This window comes from Chryseobacterium shigense, from assembly GCF_900156575.1.
Lineage (GTDB): Bacteria > Bacteroidota > Bacteroidia > Flavobacteriales > Weeksellaceae > Chryseobacterium > Chryseobacterium shigense.
In genome coordinates this window covers 201144-219072 of the sequence record NZ_FTNY01000005.1, presented here as the reverse complement: position 1 = coordinate 219072, position 17929 = coordinate 201144, and the positions used below count along the sequence as shown (strand labels likewise).

The window sequence follows — 17929 nt, the reverse complement described above, 5'->3', positions numbered from 1 at the left end:
GGAATAATTAATTTCTTTGCGTCAAAAAAAGCTTATCTCTAACACAGGTTTTGAAGTTGATTCAAAGTCTAGAAACAACAACACATGCGCATATGGAAATGGCATGAAAAGAGGTCAGAATAACGAAGTGAGACTTCATGATCTGAGAAACGAAAATTTAAATTGGTCTTGTGGTTTCCCTTGTCTTTAAACATTGATTTTATTTTTAATACAAAAATGTCAAGATGGGATGAAAATAGAGAATAAACATTTTTTCCGGGCATACCGGCTTATCTATTGTAGCACCTTGCTTGTTTTGCAGGTTGCTATCCCATCTATGAGATTCTTGATAATTACCTGGCAAAGATATAATTATTTCGGAATAAAAAAAATAATTGCTTAAAAATTTAACTTTTCGCAAATTTTGCCGTAACAAATTGCTCTTTTTTACGTCTAACTGGGGAGTAGTAAAAAACATTATGAAAAAAACTATACTAGCTTTATCCCTTTTGGGGTCTTTTTTCGCCTATTCACAGGAAAAGAGTACGAGCAGTCCAGAGAAAGAAAAGCAGATCGAAGGCGTAGTTATCACCAAAACTAAAAAAGCCGTTGAACAGAAAGCAGACCGTACTATTTTTGACTTTTCTGAACAGCCACAGCTGAATAACGGGAACGTTCTGGAGGGCATCAAAAAACTTCCGGGACTGGTTTCTACTGATATCGCGGGAATGATGTATCAGGGGAAAATTCTGGATGTTTATCTGAACGGAAGACCTTTAAATATTACTTCGAATGAATTAAATTCTTTCCTGGAAGGGATGCCGGCCAACTCGGTAGACAGAATTGAGGTGATCACACAGCCTGGTGCTGAATATCCTGCGACTTCCGGAGGAGCAATCATGAATATCATTACGAATAAAAATGCCAATAAGTATTTAACGGCAACGTATTCCGGCAACTACTCCTTTACCAACTACGACAGGTTCAGAAGCAGAACAACCCATTCTGTGAACCTGAATGCAAGAAATAAAATTTTCGGCTGGCAGCTGAATGTAGGCCAGAATTACCGTGAAAGTATGCTGAATGGTGATCAGGATGTTATTCTGCACAACAATACGGACAGAATAGGACGCGGATATTTCGCTAAATCAGGTCTGACTTTTGATCTTGGACAAGACCGATTACTGGTGAACTACGATATTTATCACAATAATAACGACAACTACACCGCGAGTAGAGGACTTGCCGACATCCTTGTCAACCTTAATCCTGTCACTTACCGTGAAGCTGATTATGAAGCATCAGATGTTGCTCATACCAACAACCTGAGACAGGAGGCCGTTGTGACGTATCAGAAGCGTTTCAGTGACAAGTCTCAAAAGCTGGATTTTCAGTTTGGATATACTAAATCTACGTCTAAATTCGCTCAGGATAACTTTTTCCAGAGAGGATTTTATACAGATCTTTGGCAGCCTTTTCTTAACGTTGGTGGAGAAAATGTGCTTGACAACAAATCGGATATGAGGGTCGCCAATTTCAAGATAGACTACTCACAGCCGATCAAGCTTATGGATGGTGGGAAAGTAAGTTTAGGAGGTTTATATGAAAGACAGGATTATGACACGGAAAACAGAGGCCTTACCAATCTGGAATACCAGAGACAGACGGCTTCCACTTATCTTGAATTTCAGGCAAAACTGAAGAAGTTTGATTTTACGCTGGGTGCCAGAGCTGAAAACTATGACATTTCCGGGATCACAAGAATCATAAAGGACGATGCTGTTCTTGAGAGAGATCTTACCCCCTTCAACAGGTTTAAGCTTTTCCCTAATGCAAGTGTACAGTACAGCCTGATGAATCAGGTGTATGTAGCAGCCAACTATAACAAAAAGATCAGCCTTCCGAGCATTTCTGCCCTGAACCCGAATAACGTAACGTTCGGCAGCCCGAATACACAGGTTACCGGTAATCCGGATCTTCAGCCAACAATCTTTGATAATTATGAATTAAAAGTATCGGCTTTTGATTATGCTTTTATCGGGTACAGTGTGAGTTCTGCTAAAGATCAGGTAGCACAGATCGTGATGAAAGAAGGCAAGAATCTTTTCAATAAGCAGGTGAATATTTCGAATATGAGAATTCACAATTTCAACCTGGGTCTTCCGATTCCGTTTATGATCTTCAGCAAACCGATGAGTGAGATCATGAAGTTCAATTTTAACCCTGATAAAATTAATTTCATGTATCTGTACGCCGGATATCAGAAGCACGAGATCGATAATGTAAACAATAAAGGTTTCTGGATCTTCAATATCATGACCCAGTTGCTTTTACCGAAAGATATCAAAATGACGGCTAACTACAGCTATCTGACTCCAAAAGCGGGATATTTCTACTTTACGGCGGATAAACCTTTCAACAATAATCTGGATATCACGCTTACGAAGAAGTTTATGAACAACCGTCTTACGGTTTCTGTATTCGCAAATGATATTTTCAACGGACAGGTGATGCAGGTTTACTCCAATCCACCTGAAGGGCAGGCTGTGATGATCAGAAGTAAGTATGATACAAGAAATTTCGGAATTTCCATTAATTATAAAATTCCAACAAGAAATAAACTGGCGAAGGAAGATCCAAACATCCTGAACCAGACTAAAAAAGAGGAGACAGGCGTAATGCAAACTCCATAGTAATTAATTCCCATAAAATGAGGCCGTAAAATTTCTTTACGGCCTCATTTATTTAAAAACAATATCATTTAAAAATCTATAGTCTGGAATCTCCAGTTCAGGATATCAATAAGTGTAAGCTGATCAATAGGTACAGGAAGTCCGGTAATCATCTTTAAGATCTGCATTGCCATCATACTTCCTACAATTCCAGGCAGCGCTCCCAAAACTCCGAGACTGTCACAGTCCGGCAAATCTTCATCGAAAGGCGGTTCCGGAAACAGGTCTCTAAGGTTTTTACTGCCTTTATAATTGAATACCGCAGTTTGTCCCGAAAAACCGAGTATGCTTCCGTATACCAGTGGCTTCCCAAGTTTCACACAGGTATCATTGATGAGGTATCTGGTTGTAAAATTATCAGATCCATCTAAGATAATATCATATTGCGAAAGAATTTCGTCTGCATTTGCACTTTCAATTTTTTTATCAATTCCTATAAACTCGACGTGATGATTTAAATTTTTCACAAAGGCTGCCGCACTTTTAACCTTCGAAACTCCAACTGTATTTTCATTGTGAATAATCTGCCGGTTCAGGTTGTGAAGTTCCACCTCATCAAAATCTGCCACGCCCAAAATTCCCACACCGGCAGCTGCAAGGTATTGAATAACGGGACTTCCCAAACCTCCTGCTCCAATGACAAGGACTTTGGACGACCTGATCTTCTTTTGTCCCTCCAGCCCGATTTCTTCTATGAATATCTGCCGGCTGTATCTTGCAAAAATATCTTCGCTTTTCATTCTAAATTATCTACTTTGAACCATTAAGTTTTTTTAAGAGGTGAAGAAGTATTAAGGTAAGCTCTGCTTTAGGATTTAAAAATGGATTTGATCTTTCTTAATTGATCTTAATGACTTCAATATTCTTAATGGTTTAATTTTTTAAAATCCGCTGTACGCAGAATCCCAGTCTTTCATCACCGGATCGTAACCCGCTTTTCTGATGCTGGTTTTCACTTCTTCCATGCTTCGTTCGTCACTGGTTTCAAACTGTTCCAATGATTCTATGTCTACAGCATAACCTCCGGGGTTGGTTTTAGATGCTGCACTCATAGCGGTTGCTCCCAGTGATATGATATTGTTCCTGAATTTTTCATTTTCTCTTGTGGATATTGAGATTTCAAGATCTTCGTTCCATATTCTGTAGGCACAAATCAGTTGTAGCAGATCTTTATCTTCCATGATAAAATTCGGTTCAATGATTCCTTCCGCTGGTCTTAGTCTGGGAAATGAAACTGAAAAACGGCTTTTCCAGTATTGCTTCTGGAGATAATCAATATGAAGAGCATTAAAGAAACTGTCTACGCGCCAGTCTTCAAGCCCGAGCAGAACGCCGAGCCCTATTTTATGAATTCCTGCTCTTCCGATCCTGTCAGGAGTATCCAAACGAAAATGGAAATTGGATTTTTTCCCTTTGGGATGGTATTCCTTATACACTTCCTGATGATACGTTTCCTGATAAACCAACACGGAGTAAACCCCTTCCTGATGCAACTGCAAGTATTCTTCTTCTGACAAAGGCTGTACCTCGATCGAAATATTGGCAAAATGAGGTCTCAGCAGGCTGACAGCATTGAGAAAATAAGAAATCCCTACCGTTTTATTGGCTTCTCCACTGACCAAAAGGACGTGATTAACGCCCATCGATTTTAAGACAGAAGCTTCTATCATGACTTCCGTATCAGAAAGCGTTTTTCTTCGCACATCATTATCGAGACTGAAACCGCAGTAGGTACAGATATTCTGACATTCATTGCTGAGATACATCGGTGCATACAGCTGAATGGTCTTTCCAAAACGTTTCTGGGTAAGTTGCCTGGTCATTTTGGCCATCAGTTCCAGCTCCTGTGCGGCGGCTGGGGAAAGCAAATTCAAAAAATCATCCAATGTTTTGTTTTTCTTCTGAAGGCTGTTCAGCACATCTGAATGCGTCACCTTTCCGATCCTGTCTTTTATCTCATCCCAATGATAACGTTCAAAGATATCTTTAAAACTGTTCATTTTTTTCTGCTTTATTATTCAAATAAAAAAGAGGTCAACGGACTTGAGGCTTCTGCATGGTCTGCTATTGCTCCCAGGCCTGATTCAAAAGCTCTTCTTCCCGCAATGACTCCTTCTTTAAAAGCTAAAGCCATATTAACCGGGTTTCTTGCTACAGCAATCGCGGTATTCACAAGAACGGCATCCGCACCCATTTCCATGGCTTTTGCCGCATCGGAGGGCGCTCCGATTCCGGCATCTACTATAACAGGAACCTTACTTTGGCTGATGATAATTTCTAAGAAATCCAATGTTCTCAATCCTTTATTAGTTCCGATCGGAGCTCCCAAAGGCATGACCACAGCTGTTCCTGCATCTTCAAGACGTTTGCATAAAACCGGATCGGCATGAATGTAAGGCATCACGATAAATCCCAGTTTTGCCAATTCTTCAGTTGCATAGAGGGTTTCGATAGGATCCGGAAGAAGGTATTTCGGGTCGGGATGGATTTCCAGTTTCACCCAGTTCGTTTCCAGGGCTTCTCTAGCAAGCTGAGCTGCCAATACAGCTTCTTTTGCCGTTCTGGCGCCTGAAGTATTGGGAAGAAGATGAACATGGGTTTCTTTTAATGAATCCAATAACCCATCTTCAGCTGCACCGGAATCTATTCTTTTTAAGGCCATGGTGACCATATCTGTTCCTGATGCTATCACAGAGGTTGCCATTTCACTGAGATTACCGAATTTTCCGGATCCCAGAAAGAGCCTCGACTCAAATATTCTGTCTGCTATTATTAATTTCTGATTATTCATATCATTGCTTTTTTAAATTCATTAATGATAGTCGGCTGGTTCGTAATCTGCCCTGAAACCGCCACTCCATAAATTCCGATTTGCTGTAGTGTCTGAATATCTTCAAGATTTACCCCTCCAATGGCAAATATTTTAGGAATCATCATTGATTTTTCATGAAGCTGATCTATCATTTTCTGGTACCCTTCAAACCCAAGAATAGGACTTAATTTTTCTTTTGTAGAAGTAAATCTTAAGGGTCCAAGGCCGATATAATCACACTTTTCCTGTATTCTTTGGATCACATCCGACACTGTATTGGCTGTCCCTCCAATGATCTTATGATCCCCTAAAACAGTTCTTGCCGTATCAATTGATACATCGTTTAACCCCAGATGCACCCCATCAGCATCGATTTCTTTTGCGATCTGAACATGATCGTTGATGATACAGACCGCCTGGTATTCTGAGCAGAGTTGTTTTGAAACCATACAAAGCTCATTTAATTCTTTCTCTGAAGCGTTTTTCCAGCGGACCTGCACCCATTGTATCCCGTTTTCCAAGGCCGTTCGGATATTAAGTTCCTGTTCATGCCTTGTTTGACCTTGTGATATGTATTGTAACTTTTCCATTATTAATTTAAACTGAATGATCTACGATTTTCTCTCCGGATCTGTTTTATGAGGAAAGAATTGTCTTTCTGCACTTTCTGAATGAGTTTATGGGTTCACTACTTTCCCATATGCCACCCAAAAGCGCTGCTCCGTCTGCTCCTCTCTCAAAGACTTTACTGATATTATCTTGATTAATTCCTCCCAAAGCAATCAATTTGACCTTCTGGTTATTTCTGTCTTTGACATCTTCCATAATAGTAGACTGTTCACCATAACCTTTTTTAGAAATACTAGGAAAAAAAGGACTTATCAATGCATATTCCCATTCTTTTTCCAAGGCATTAAATCCTTCGATGTCATGAACTGATGTTGAGATGATAGTTCCGTCTGCAAAAACTTTATGCCACTCTTCCAAGCGATCTGCTTCCCTGAAATGAAGACGGGAAATAGAATACTCTTTCCTCATATCATAAAATCCGTGTACTACCAATTGAGAATAAAACTCCTCATCAATACCATTCAGAAAACTTTTCATTTCTTCATTGCTGAACATGGGTTTCCTGATGTGAAGCAGATCCAATCCTTCGTGAAACAGCTGATTGATGATTTCTGTCTCTTTTGAAACGGGAGCTTCAGGAGTAATCACAATAATCATAGGTAAATTTCTTTTCCTTTTTCAATAAATTCCTGGGATTTGTCCAGCATTCCTTTTTCTGCAGAATCGCGGATTTCCTGGGTAATTTTCATGGAACAGAATTTTGGTCCGCACATAGAACAGAAGTGGGCGATTTTAGCTCCTTCCGCAGGTAATGTTTCGTCATGGTAGGCTCTTGCCGTATCGGGATCCAATGATAGATTGAACTGGTCTTCCCATCTGAATTCAAATCTGGCTTTACTTAGCGCATTGTCTCTGTATTGGGCTCCCGGATGACCTTTTGCCAGATCTGCAGCATGAGCAGCTAGTTTATAAGTAATAACCCCAACCTTTACATCTTCTTTGTTGGGAAGCCCTAAATGTTCTTTCGGGGTTACATAACACAGCATGGCACATCCGAACCAACCGATCATGGCAGCCCCGATTCCTGAAGTGATGTGATCATATCCCGGAGCAATATCCGTCGTCAATGGGCCTAAAGTATAAAACGGAGCTTCCTGACAAACTTCCAGTTGCTTCTCCATATTTTCTTTGATCATATGCATGGGCACGTGACCAGGCCCCTCAATCATTACCTGTACATTATGCTTCCATGCGATTTTGGTCAGTTCACCTAAAGTTTCCAGTTCTGCAAACTGGGCAGCATCATTGGCATCTGCGATAGATCCGGGACGCAGACCGTCTCCCAGTGAGAAAGCCACATCGTATTTCTTCATGATCTCGCAGATCTCTTCGAAATGGGTGTACAAAAAGTTTTCTTTATGGTGGTAAAGACACCATTTTGCCATGATAGAACCACCTCTGGAAACAATTCCCGTTACTCTTTTTGCGGTCAGATGGATGTATCTCAGCAATACTCCGGCATGAATCGTAAAATAGGAAACGCCCTGTTCTGCCTGCTCGATCAAAGTATCTTTAAAAACTTCCCATGTGAGATCTTCAGGAACTCCTTTAACTTTTTCTAAGGCCTGATAAATCGGAACCGTGCCGATAGGAACAGGGCTGTTTCTGATGATCCATTCTCTGGTTTCGTGGATATTTTTCCCCGTGGAAAGATCCATGATGGTATCTGCTCCCCAACGGCAGGCCCAAACCGCCTTTTCCACTTCTTCATCAATACTGGATGAAACGGCACTGTTTCCAATATTGGCATTAATTTTAACCAAAAAATTACGGCCGATGATCATCGGTTCGCTCTCCGGATGATTGATGTTGTTGGGGATGATTGCTCTTCCTGCAGCAATTTCATCTCTAACGAATTCGGGACTGATCTTTCCTTTTGGGGTATTGGCTCCGAAACTATTTCCCGGATGCTGCAATGCCATTTCTCCGGAAACCGTGTCCAGTTGTTCAATACGTTGGTTTTCCCTGATGGCTACATATTCCATTTCAGGGGTAATGATTCCCTTTTTGGCATAATAGAGCTGGGTAAGCTCCAATCCGTCTTTCGCTACCTTAGGTTTGTGATCGTATCCGAAACGCAATTCATCAAGGCGCTGATCCGCAAGACGTGCTTTTCCGTATTCTGAAGTGATTCCGTTCAGGATATCCACATCCTTTCTATCCAGTATCCATTGTTCCCGGATTCTTGGAAGCCCCTTCATGATGTCAATTGATGCATTTTCATCCGTATAAGGACCCGAAGTATCGTAAATGGTTACAGGAGGGTTTTCCTCCAGGGTTCCATTGGTAAGACGGGTCGGACTGAGATGAATTTCACGCATTGCTACGCTGATAGGATGTATTTTTCCTTCAACATAAATTTTCCTGGCGTTCGGAAATGGTGAACAGGTGATTGAATGAGCCATAAATTTTTGCTTTATTAAATGAGAATTATCCGCCTTGAGTGGCAGTAATGATTAACACTGAATCTTTATCTTTAAGGAAGGTTTCTGCCCAGGCGGACAGTGGAATAATACGGTTGTTGAGGGCTACGGCGATCCCTTTTTTCTTTCCGGGAATTTCCATAGCGATAAGCGCTTCCAGAGTATCGGGAAGTACTTCAAATGTTTTCGTTGTGTGGTTGATTGTAATTTCCATTCCTAATTATTTTATCTATACTTTAGGAATGGCCATTATTGTACAATAGAATGTACAGCAAAAGTCATTTACTTTTCCCTACGCTGGTATGATCCAGATCAGGTTCAAAGGGTAAAGTCTCAGTCTGTAAAGTCTACAGACACCCCTAAAGTTGTGACGAAGGTAGGAATTTTTTGAGAACGGGCAAAATCTAAGTTTTACTCAAAATAAAAAAGACCATTTCAATGATGAGATGGTCTTCTATTATTTTTAAAGTTTTAATCCAATAATCTTTATTCTTCACAAGCTCTCCAGATGGCGTCGTTCTGTGGAACGGGCGCTATAATTTCTATTTCTTCTTTAGTTACCGGATGAATGAACTCTAGTTTTCTTGCATGAAGATTGATACCACCGTCCGGATTTGAGCGGGGTGATCCATATTTCAGATCTCCTTTGATAGGAATTCCTGTTTTTGACAGCTGAGCACGGATCTGATGATGTCTTCCGGTTTCCAGATCAATCTCAAGAAGCAAATAATTATCTAATGTTTTGATAAGATGGTAGGTGAGAATAGCTTCTTTTGCGCCTTCGGTTACTTTTGTAAAAACAATGGCTTTATTATTCTTTTCATTCTTCTTTAAATAATGAACAAGCCTTTGGGTCTGAGGAATCATTTCTTTTCCCACTACAGCCCAATATGTTTTTTTGACTTCTCTGTTTTTCACCATCTGGGTAAGGCGGGAAAGTGCTTTGGAAGTTTTGGCGTAAATCACCAGACCCGAAGTTGGGCGGTCTATACGATGAACCAAGCCAAGAAAAACATTTCCCGGCTTGTCATCTCTTATCTTTATAAAATTCTTAATGGACTCCAGTAAAGATTCATCACCGGTTTTATCGCCCTGAACAAGCTGTCCTACTTTTTTGTTAACAACCAAAAGATGGTTGTCTTCATATACAATCTGCTCTTTCATACCTTACGAGCGTCTTGGCCTGTTGGTAAAAGAAATAATAATTCCTCCAAGAAGACCAATGGTTTTAAGCATTGAAAGTTTAGAATCTGCCGGTAAAAATGCCCCGATTACACAAAGTGCCGCCGCAGCATACATTCCGTACATAAAATTTTTATTAGAAAGTAATGGTGCCTGAACGAAGAAACTCGCTCCTATCAATACGTAAAAAACTTTTCTGGAGAGAAGCTCGTTGATCTCCGGAGAGAATAAATTAAACCAGCCTACCGCCATGCATATAATGGCTGCAATTGATAAAATGCCCTGAAGTGATTGTTGTTGGTTCATCATCAATTAGTAGCTTTCATTTTCATTAGGGAATTCAACACTTTTCACATCTTTTACGTACTGAGCCACGGCTCCTGTAATTTCTGTATAGAGATCAAGATATCTTCTTAAGAACTTTGGACTGAAACCTTTGTTCATTCCAACCATATCATGGTAGACAAGAACCTGTCCGTCACAATCGGCTCCGGCTCCGATTCCGATCGTTGGAATCGTAATGCTTTCGGATACTCTTTTGGCTAAATCAGCAGGGATTTTTTCTAAAACGATAGAGAAACATCCCAGTTCTTCCAAAAGCTGGGCATCACTGATCAGTTTTTCTGCTTCCGCTTCTTCTTTGGCTCTTACTTTATAAGTTCCGAATTTATAAATGGACTGTGGCGTTAACCCCAGGTGTCCCATGACAGGAATTCCTGCGTTGATAATTTTTTTAATAGATTTAGAGATTTCTTTACCTCCTTCAATTTTTACAGCGTGAGCCCCTCCTTCTTTCATCATTCTAACCGCAGACTCAAGGGCTTTTTCAGGATTACTCTGGTAGGTTCCAAATGGAAGATCTGCTACGACAAGAGCTCTGTCTACTCCACGAACAACGCTTTGAGCATGGTAAATCATCTGATCTAACGTGATGGGCAGAGTGGTTTCAAAACCAGCCATTACATTGGCCGCAGAATCCCCTATCAAAATAGCATCTACCCCTCCGGCATCTACCATTTTTGCAGTGGTGAAATCATAGGCTGTTAGCATTGTTATTTTTTCCTTGTCGAATTTCATTTTACGCAAGGTTTCAGTCGTAACTTTTTTAATTTCAGAGTGAACAGACATAATGTATCTATTTTTTAAAAGTTAAAAAGTCGGCTTTCGCCGACTTAAGTTTTTGTATGATGGTTATAAAACTACGTGACCTAGTTTCATCAGTTTGTCGTGGTTCAGAATTTTGATATTTCTTCCGTCTACTTCTATAAGACTATCCTGTTTGAATTCAGAGATCAAACGGATGGCACTTTCTGTAGCGGTCCCGATGATGTTGGCAATTTCTTCTCTGGTGAGCGAAATTTTAATAAATCCTTCGGGATCTACACCCAATTTCTGTTCCAGAAGAATGAGAATTTCTGCCAGTCTTTCCCTTACTGTTTTCTGGGCAAGGAAGGTAATGGTATTGGATGATTCTCCCAATTCGTAAGAGATTTTCTGAAGCATCGCAAAAGAAAGTTGCGGATCTACTTCCAGAAGATACATGAAAATATCGGCGGGAAGGAAAATGCATTCAATGTCTGTCATAGCTTCTGCTTTTGCCTGGAAATTTTCCCCGCAAAGCAATGAACGATAGCCGATGATGTCCCCCTCTTTGATAAATCTTAAGATCTGATCTTTTCCAAAAGCTCCTGACTTCGAAAGTTTGGCAGCTCCTTTTTCTAAAAAGAATACCCCCTTTGGTGTTTCTCCGTCTTCAAAAATAGTGTCGTGCTTTTGAAAACTTAATTTTTTCTTGCTGTTAAAATACTTTTCAAAATCAGTGCTAGAAAGTCTTTCCTTAAATGATTTATCATTAAAAACTCTGGCGAACCTCTCTTCAATTGCAATCTGTTGTTCCTGCGACATTTTATATGACATTTATCACAAAAATAGAACTTTTTAACACGATAAACAAAAAAATTTGTTATAATTTTGTCGTTCAATATATTATGTGGTGAGCGAGAACTGTTTTCATTGTGGTCAAGGTATAGAAAAAGAGAGAATTTTGTTTGATGAAAAGACTTTCTGTTGCAACGGATGTAAGTCTGTCTACGAAATTCTGAATATCAATAATTTAACTAATTTCTACGAACTTAATAAAAGAGCAGGAATTCGCCCTGGTGATGAGAGTTCTTCACAGTTTGAATATCTTGACACTCCTGAGATCTTTGAAAAGGTGACCGATTTTTCCGAAGGAAAAACCAGTCTTGTTACTTTTAAAATCCCCGTAATACACTGTTCATCATGCATATGGCTTCTGGAAAGCCTTCATACACTGAACGATCATATCAATTATTCACAGGTTAATTTCACAAGAAAGACCTTACAGATCTCATTCAATCATAACGATCTTAAATTAAGCGAACTAGCTAATTTCTTAACTAATCTTGGATATAAACCCGTGATCAGTCTTGAAACAGCTGATAAAAATGTAGATCATCTTGATAAATCCCTTCTTATAAAATTTGCTATCGCAGGGTTTGCATTTGGAAACAGTATGTTCCTTGCTTTTCCTGAATATGTAGGTGGTGAAGATTTCTGGATGGAACATTATAAGGGTCTTTTCAGAACACTGATGTTTCTTCTGGCATGTCCTGTTGTATTTTATTCCGCATCAGATTATTACAAATCTGCATGGTATGGATTAAAAAACAAGATCGTGAATATTGACGTTCCGATCGTACTGGGTATTCTTGTTCTTTTCGGACGAAGTATTTATGAAGTAGTAACCAATTACGGTCCAGGATATTTTGATACCCTGTGTGGATTATTATTTTTCATGCTAATGGGTAAAATCTTCCAGAAGAGAACCTACAGCGCGCTTTCATACGACAGAGATTATAAATCATTTTACCCTATTGCTGTTACCAAAGTGGATTTCGAAGGGAAGCAAAACAACATTCTTCTTTCCGAGATTAAAGTTGGAGACAGAATTCTGGTGAGAAATCAGGAAATTATTCCCGTAGATGCCATCCTGATCAACGGAGAAGGAAATATAGACAACAGTTTTATCACCGGAGAAAGCGAAAGCATCAGCAAACAGCCGGGAGATAAAATATTTGCAGGAGGAAAGCAGATCGGTTCTTCACTAGAGCTTGAAGTGATTAAAGATGTCGATCAGAGTTATCTGACTCAACTTTGGAATAAAGAAGCATTCAAAAAGCACGAAACCGGTCTTGACACATTAACCAATAACGTCAGTAAATATTTCACATTCATTATTTTAGGCATCGCTGTGGTCTCTGGAATCTACTGGTCTTTCATTGATCTGAAGATCATGTTCCAGGTCATTTCAGCTATTCTAATCATTGCATGCCCGTGTGCTCTAGCTTTATCGGCACCTTTTACTTTCGGGCACATTATGCGGATTTTAGGCCGAAATAAATTTTATGTAAAAGATACTTTGACTATTGAGAAGATTGCCAAACTAGACACTATTGTTTTTGATAAAACAGGAACTATTACCCACAGAAAAAAATCCAATATCAGATATGAGGGTATTGAAATCAGTGATTTTGATCAATTGAATATCAAAACGTTATTAAAGAACTCAAACCATCCGCTTTCCAAGTCATTATATGAATTTATTGATATCAATGACGACTATTTCCCTGTCGAGAAGTTCCAAGAGATTTCCGGAAAAGGATACGAAGCAAGTGTCCGAGGAAACCTTTATAAAATAGGCTCCGCCCGATACAATAATCAGGAACCGAAAAATCTTGAAACGGCTGTTTATATCAGCAAAAATGGTGAATTCATTGGCAAATTCATCTTCAAAAACGAATACCGTCCGAAACTAAAAGAACTGTTTACAAAACTCAGTTCTTACAAAATATTTATCCTGAGCGGAGATAATTCTTCCGAAGAAAACCAACTTAAGGAACTTATCCCGAACTACAAGGGAATGGCTTTCAATCAAAGCCCTGAGGACAAGCTGAACTATATCAAAAATCTTCAGGATCAGAATATGAAAGTAGCGATGCTCGGGGATGGACTGAATGATGCGGGAGCTCTTAAACAGAGCAACGTAGGAATCGCCATTTCGGATGATACCAATAGCTTCACCCCTTCTTCCGATGTCATCATGAATGGTGACAAAGTTGTAACTCTGAACAACTACCTGAATGTCTGCAAAGGCTCAATCACCATTGTAAAAATGACATTCATAATTAGTTTTCTATACAATATTGTTGGTTTAAGTTACGCAGTTACAGGCCACATGCATCCGCTCTTCGCAGCAATCATCATGCCAATTAGCTCCATCACTGTCGTTACATTTACGACTATTTCCACATGGATTTTGGGCAGAAAACATTTCAAAAAGCAGGCTTAGAAGGCCTTATTTAGACTGATTTTAAATTAGCTGAAATCGGCATTTCGTGATGAATGTCATTATTTTTCACTAAATTTGAACCCCGAAAATAGGTTAATTTTGTTGTCCAATGGATATTCTATATTTAATGATCCTCTGCAGTGTTTCTTTGGCTGCGATTTTCTTGATCGTATTTATAGTGTATGCCCGAAAAGGACAGTTTGAAGATGATGAATCTCCTGCTGTAAGAATTCTTTTTGATAGTGGAGAAATCAAGGAAAAGGATGAAAAGGGCAACAATGATAAAGACAAGAAAAAAATAGGAGAGAATAATAAAATTGAAGAAAAAAGTGAATAGTTGATATGGAAACACAAAAGTTTAGTTATGACAACAGTATTGTCCGTGCGTTCCTTTATGCGACCTTAGTTTTCGGTCTTATAGGATTTACGTTCGGGCTTACGGCGGCATTAATGCTTTTTTACCCTGAATTACCGGAATTTATATTCGGTACTGATGATACAACCATCAAGAGTCTTGCATCAGGCAATATTCAAGGGTTAATAAACACTCATGGTGCATTTGGTTTTGGTAGAATCAGAATGCTTCATACCAATACCGTGATCTTTGCATTCGTATGTAATATCGTTTATACCGGTATTTATTACTCATTACAGAGATTATTAAAAACAAGAATGTACAGTGATACATTATCCTGGTTACATTTCTGGACTTGGCAGTTTATGATCGTTGCTACGTTCGTTACCTTCTTTATGGGGATCAATACCTCAAAAGAATATGCTGAACACGAGTGGCCGATCGACATATTGATTGCTTTCTCATGGATCATTTTCGGGATCAATATGTTCCTGACGATTTCAAAAAGAAGGGTAAGACACCTTTATGTAGCCATCTGGTTCTATATCGGAACATGGATTGCCGTGGCGATGCTACACATCTTCAACAACCTTGAGGTTCCTTTATCTTTCACTGGCTGGAAATCTTATTCAGCATATGCAGGGGTAAAAGATGCTATTGTACAGTGGTGGTACGGTCACAATGCGGTTGCATTCGTACTGACAACTCCGGTTCTTGGTTTGATGTATTACTTCCTTCCGAAGGCAGCAGACAGACCGGTTTTCTCTTATAAACTGTCTATTATTCACTTCTGGTCATTAATTTTCGTCTATATCTGGGCTGGTCCTCACCACCTTCAGTATACAGCTCTTCCTGCATGGGCGCAGGCTGTGGGAACTGGTTTCTCCATCATGCTTATCGCACCGTCTTGGGGAGGAATGCTAAACGGACTTCTTACGCTGAGAGGAGCTTGGGATAAAGTAAGGGAAAACCCTATTCTTAAGTTTTTCGTAGTAGCGGTTACATGCTACGGTATGGCAACCTTTGAAGGTCCGCTTTTAGCCACTAAAAACATCAACAAAATTGGTCACTTTACAGACTGGGTTATTGGTCACGTACATTTAGGAGCTCTTGGATGGAATGGTTTCATGGCATTCGGGGTTATCTATTACCTGGTACCGATCATGTGGAGAACTAAACTTTGGTCTGTAAAATTAGCTAACTGGCATTTCTGGTTAGGGACATTAGGAATTATTTTCTATGCAGTCCCGATGTATATTTCAGGATTTACACAAGGATTGATGTGGAAGCAATTCAACCCGGATGGTACTTTGATGTATAAAAACTGGTTGGATACCGTTACTGCAATCATCCCTTATTTCAAAATGAGATTCGTAGGAGGTCTGTTCTATATTTCAGGATCTATCCTAATGATCGTTAACGTAATTGCTACGGTAAGAAAAGGTTCATTCCAGAAAGAAGTTCCTGCTGAAGCACCTGCTTTGGCCAACATCGGAAACAAACGTAAAGAAGGTGAAGGGACTCACTTATGGCTTGAAAGAATGCCTGTATTATTAGGTATTTTATCTTTCATCACCATTTCAATCGGTAGTTCGGTAGAGATTATTCCTACCCTGTCTTTAAAGAAAAGTGTACCTACGATTTCAGCGGTAAAACCATATTCACCCCTAGAATTAGAAGGTAGAGATCTTTATATTCGTGAAGGATGTAATGCTTGTCACTCTCAGATGATCAGACCTTTCAGGGATGAGATTACGAGGTTCAACGGTAAAAACGGACAATATTCGAAAGCGGGAGAATTTGTATATGACAGACCATTCTTATGGGGTTCTAAGAGAACAGGACCGGATTTACATAGAGAAGGAGGGAAAAACCCAAGTTCTTGGCACTACAAACACATGTACAACCCAAGATCTACCTCTGCAGGTTCTATCATGCCTCGTTATCCTTGGTTAATTGCAACTAACCTTGACAGAACTAAAATGGTTGACAAAATGAAGCTTATGAAGAACGCATTCGATGTTCCTTATAGCAAAGCTGAAATAGACTCTGCCAACGCATGGGCAGACAACCAGGCAACGAAAATTGTAAAGGATATTTTCTCTGAAGCGAATGACCTGAAGGTAGCATATGCTAAGAGACCTAAAGGGGAATTAGAGAAAAAAGAGATCGTAGCTCTTATCTCTTATCTTCAGAGATTAGGTACAGATATCAAGACGACGGAAATAAAAACAGCAAGTACTAACTAAACATTAAAAGGTTCACATGATTCCTCAGAACTTTAAAGATATATTATCCAATACAGAAAACGCTGGTCTATACCAGACGCTGGCTCTGATTTTCTTTATGCTATTCTTCGTAGCTCTGGTAATCTATGTTTTTAGCAGGCCTAAAAAATATTACAAAGAGGAAGAAGAGGCACCGCTTGGGGATGATGAGGATGACGATTTTAATTTAAAAAATTAAACTATTTATTATGAAACAAAGAACACCTGTTGTTGTAAACATCTTAATAATAACTGGACTTCTAATAGTTTTTTATTATTTGTTTGTACAGAGCTACTCGTTTCTGGCTTCACCATACTTCTGGGGAACTGTAGTGATCAGTGCTATTCTGGCATACATTCACAGTGCTATTGGAGATTTGATTGAAAACAATAAATTCAAAAAATTATCTCCGGAAGAAAAAGCAGCTTATTTAACAGAGAAAAAGATACCTTTCCTGAGAAGAATGTACGATGCTGCATTCAAAAAGCAATCTGAAACTGAGGAAAAGGATATCCTTATCGACCACGGTTTCGATGGAATTATGGAATTAGATAATCAACTTCCAAAATGGTGGGTAGGATTATTCTATTTTGGGACTGCTTTTTGTATTGTATATATCGCAGCCTATTCTTTCACAGATTTTGCACACCCGTTGAGCGAGTACGAACAGGAATATAAAGAACAGATGGCTAGTATTGCAGATTACGAAAAATCTCAGCCTCCTGTTACAATAGAAACTGCAAAATACTCTGCTGACAATATTGCAGAAGGTAAAGAGCTATTTAAAACCAACTGTGCCTCTTGTCATAAAGAAGACGGTAGTGGTGGTATCGGTCCAAACCTTACGGATAACTATTGGATCAACCAGCCTGAGAAGACTTTGTTTAAAAATGTTTTCCACATGGACTGGAATGGTTCTCCTACGAATCCTGCGATGAGAGCCTTCGGTAAAAACGGAGAGGTTTCCGGAGCAGAGATTGAGAAGATTGCAGCGTATGTATATCACATCAATCAGGAACAACCACCAGTGACTCAGGCTCAGGGAGGAGCAGCTCCTCAAGGAACTGAAGCACATTGGGAAAAAGAATAATTTAAAAAATTAGAAACATATGAAAAAAACATAATTTGTTATTAAAAAAATAGTAACGAATTATGTTTTTTCTTTTTTAAACCTAT

17 protein-coding genes and 2 riboswitches are annotated in these 17929 nt (G+C 39.4%); of the genes, 6 read left to right on the top strand and 11 right to left on the bottom strand.

Going from position 1 to position 17929, the window contains the following annotated elements:
- Positions 1 to 239: 239 nt before the first annotated feature.
- A riboswitch (SAM-I-IV-variant riboswitch) is annotated at positions 240 to 337 on the bottom strand.
- A gap of 121 nt (positions 338 to 458) precedes the next feature.
- Positions 459 to 2672, top strand: coding sequence for an outer membrane beta-barrel protein (locus tag BW964_RS18090; RefSeq protein ID WP_076509299.1), 2214 nt, complete (start codon positions 459 to 461; stop codon positions 2670 to 2672).
- A gap of 68 nt (positions 2673 to 2740) precedes the next feature.
- Here the strand turns inward: BW964_RS18090 and BW964_RS18085 are convergent, their stop codons facing one another.
- The 11 genes from BW964_RS18085 to BW964_RS18035 form a co-directional block, all read right to left on the bottom strand.
- The gene (locus BW964_RS18085; RefSeq protein WP_076509297.1) at positions 2741 to 3451 is read right to left on the bottom strand and encodes a HesA/MoeB/ThiF family protein; all 711 of its coding nucleotides are present in this window, start codon (positions 3449 to 3451) and stop codon (positions 2741 to 2743) included.
- A 141-nt stretch (positions 3452 to 3592) separates the two neighbouring features.
- Positions 3593 to 4711, bottom strand: coding sequence for a 2-iminoacetate synthase ThiH (thiH, locus tag BW964_RS18080; protein ID WP_076509296.1), 1119 nt, complete (start codon positions 4709 to 4711; stop codon positions 3593 to 3595).
- Positions 4712 to 4725: 14 nt separating this feature from the next.
- On the bottom strand, positions 4726 to 5502 hold the full coding sequence (locus tag BW964_RS18075; protein WP_076509294.1) for a thiazole synthase: 777 nt from the start codon (positions 5500 to 5502) through the stop codon (positions 4726 to 4728).
- Positions 5499 to 6113, bottom strand: a complete 615-nt coding sequence (locus BW964_RS18070) for a thiamine phosphate synthase (RefSeq protein WP_076509292.1) — start codon at positions 6111 to 6113, stop codon at positions 5499 to 5501. Before BW964_RS18070 ends, BW964_RS18075 begins: the two co-directional genes overlap by 4 nt.
- A 46-nt stretch (positions 6114 to 6159) precedes the next feature.
- Positions 6160 to 6750, bottom strand: a complete 591-nt coding sequence (locus BW964_RS18065; RefSeq protein WP_076509291.1) for a thiamine phosphate synthase — start codon at positions 6748 to 6750, stop codon at positions 6160 to 6162.
- A complete protein-coding gene (gene thiC / locus BW964_RS18060) occupies positions 6747 to 8558 on the bottom strand; it encodes a phosphomethylpyrimidine synthase ThiC (protein WP_076509289.1) in 1812 nt (603 codons plus the stop codon). Before thiC ends, BW964_RS18065 begins: the two co-directional genes overlap by 4 nt.
- 25 nt (positions 8559 to 8583) lie before the next feature.
- Positions 8584 to 8790 carry a sulfur carrier protein ThiS gene (gene thiS, locus BW964_RS18055; RefSeq protein WP_076509287.1) on the bottom strand — a complete coding sequence of 69 codons (207 nt, stop codon included), beginning with the start codon at positions 8788 to 8790 and terminating at the stop codon, positions 8584 to 8586.
- Positions 8791 to 8848: 58 nt separating this feature from the next.
- Positions 8849 to 8947: riboswitch (TPP riboswitch) on the bottom strand.
- Between the two features lie 115 nt (positions 8948 to 9062).
- Positions 9063 to 9740, bottom strand: coding sequence for an RluA family pseudouridine synthase (locus tag BW964_RS18050; protein ID WP_076509286.1), 678 nt, complete (start codon positions 9738 to 9740; stop codon positions 9063 to 9065).
- Between the two features lie 3 nt (positions 9741 to 9743).
- Entirely contained in the window at positions 9744 to 10067 is a 324-nt protein-coding gene (locus BW964_RS18045) for a hypothetical protein (protein ID WP_076509285.1), read from the bottom strand.
- Between the two features lie 3 nt (positions 10068 to 10070).
- On the bottom strand, positions 10071 to 10886 hold the full coding sequence (panB, locus tag BW964_RS18040) for a 3-methyl-2-oxobutanoate hydroxymethyltransferase (RefSeq protein WP_076509283.1): 816 nt from the start codon (positions 10884 to 10886) through the stop codon (positions 10071 to 10073).
- A gap of 63 nt (positions 10887 to 10949) precedes the next feature.
- Positions 10950 to 11663 carry a Crp/Fnr family transcriptional regulator gene (locus tag BW964_RS18035; protein ID WP_076509280.1) on the bottom strand — a complete coding sequence of 238 codons (714 nt, stop codon included), beginning with the start codon at positions 11661 to 11663 and terminating at the stop codon, positions 10950 to 10952.
- A gap of 88 nt (positions 11664 to 11751) precedes the next feature.
- On the opposite strand from BW964_RS18035, the gene BW964_RS18030 reads away from it, so the two are divergent.
- The 5 genes from BW964_RS18030 to BW964_RS18010 all read left to right on the top strand — a co-directional run bounded on the left by BW964_RS18030 (position 11752) and on the right by BW964_RS18010 (position 17843).
- Positions 11752 to 14130, top strand: coding sequence for a heavy metal translocating P-type ATPase (locus BW964_RS18030; RefSeq protein WP_076509474.1), 2379 nt, complete (start codon positions 11752 to 11754; stop codon positions 14128 to 14130).
- Positions 14131 to 14239: 109 nt separating this feature from the next.
- Complete coding sequence (ccoS, locus tag BW964_RS18025) at positions 14240 to 14467, top strand: cbb3-type cytochrome oxidase assembly protein CcoS (RefSeq protein ID WP_076509278.1); 228 nt, start codon at positions 14240 to 14242, stop codon at positions 14465 to 14467.
- Between the two features lie 5 nt (positions 14468 to 14472).
- Positions 14473 to 16734 (top strand): cytochrome-c oxidase, cbb3-type subunit I, encoded by a 2262-nt coding sequence (gene ccoN / locus BW964_RS18020; RefSeq protein ID WP_076509276.1) that lies wholly within the window; start codon positions 14473 to 14475, stop codon positions 16732 to 16734.
- Positions 16735 to 16750: 16 nt separating this feature from the next.
- Positions 16751 to 16951 (top strand): cbb3-type cytochrome oxidase subunit 3, encoded by a 201-nt coding sequence (locus BW964_RS18015; protein WP_062652071.1) that lies wholly within the window; start codon positions 16751 to 16753, stop codon positions 16949 to 16951.
- A gap of 10 nt (positions 16952 to 16961) precedes the next feature.
- Positions 16962 to 17843, top strand: a complete 882-nt coding sequence (locus tag BW964_RS18010; protein WP_076509274.1) for a cbb3-type cytochrome c oxidase N-terminal domain-containing protein — start codon at positions 16962 to 16964, stop codon at positions 17841 to 17843.
- The last annotated feature ends 86 nt before the right edge of the window (positions 17844 to 17929 follow it).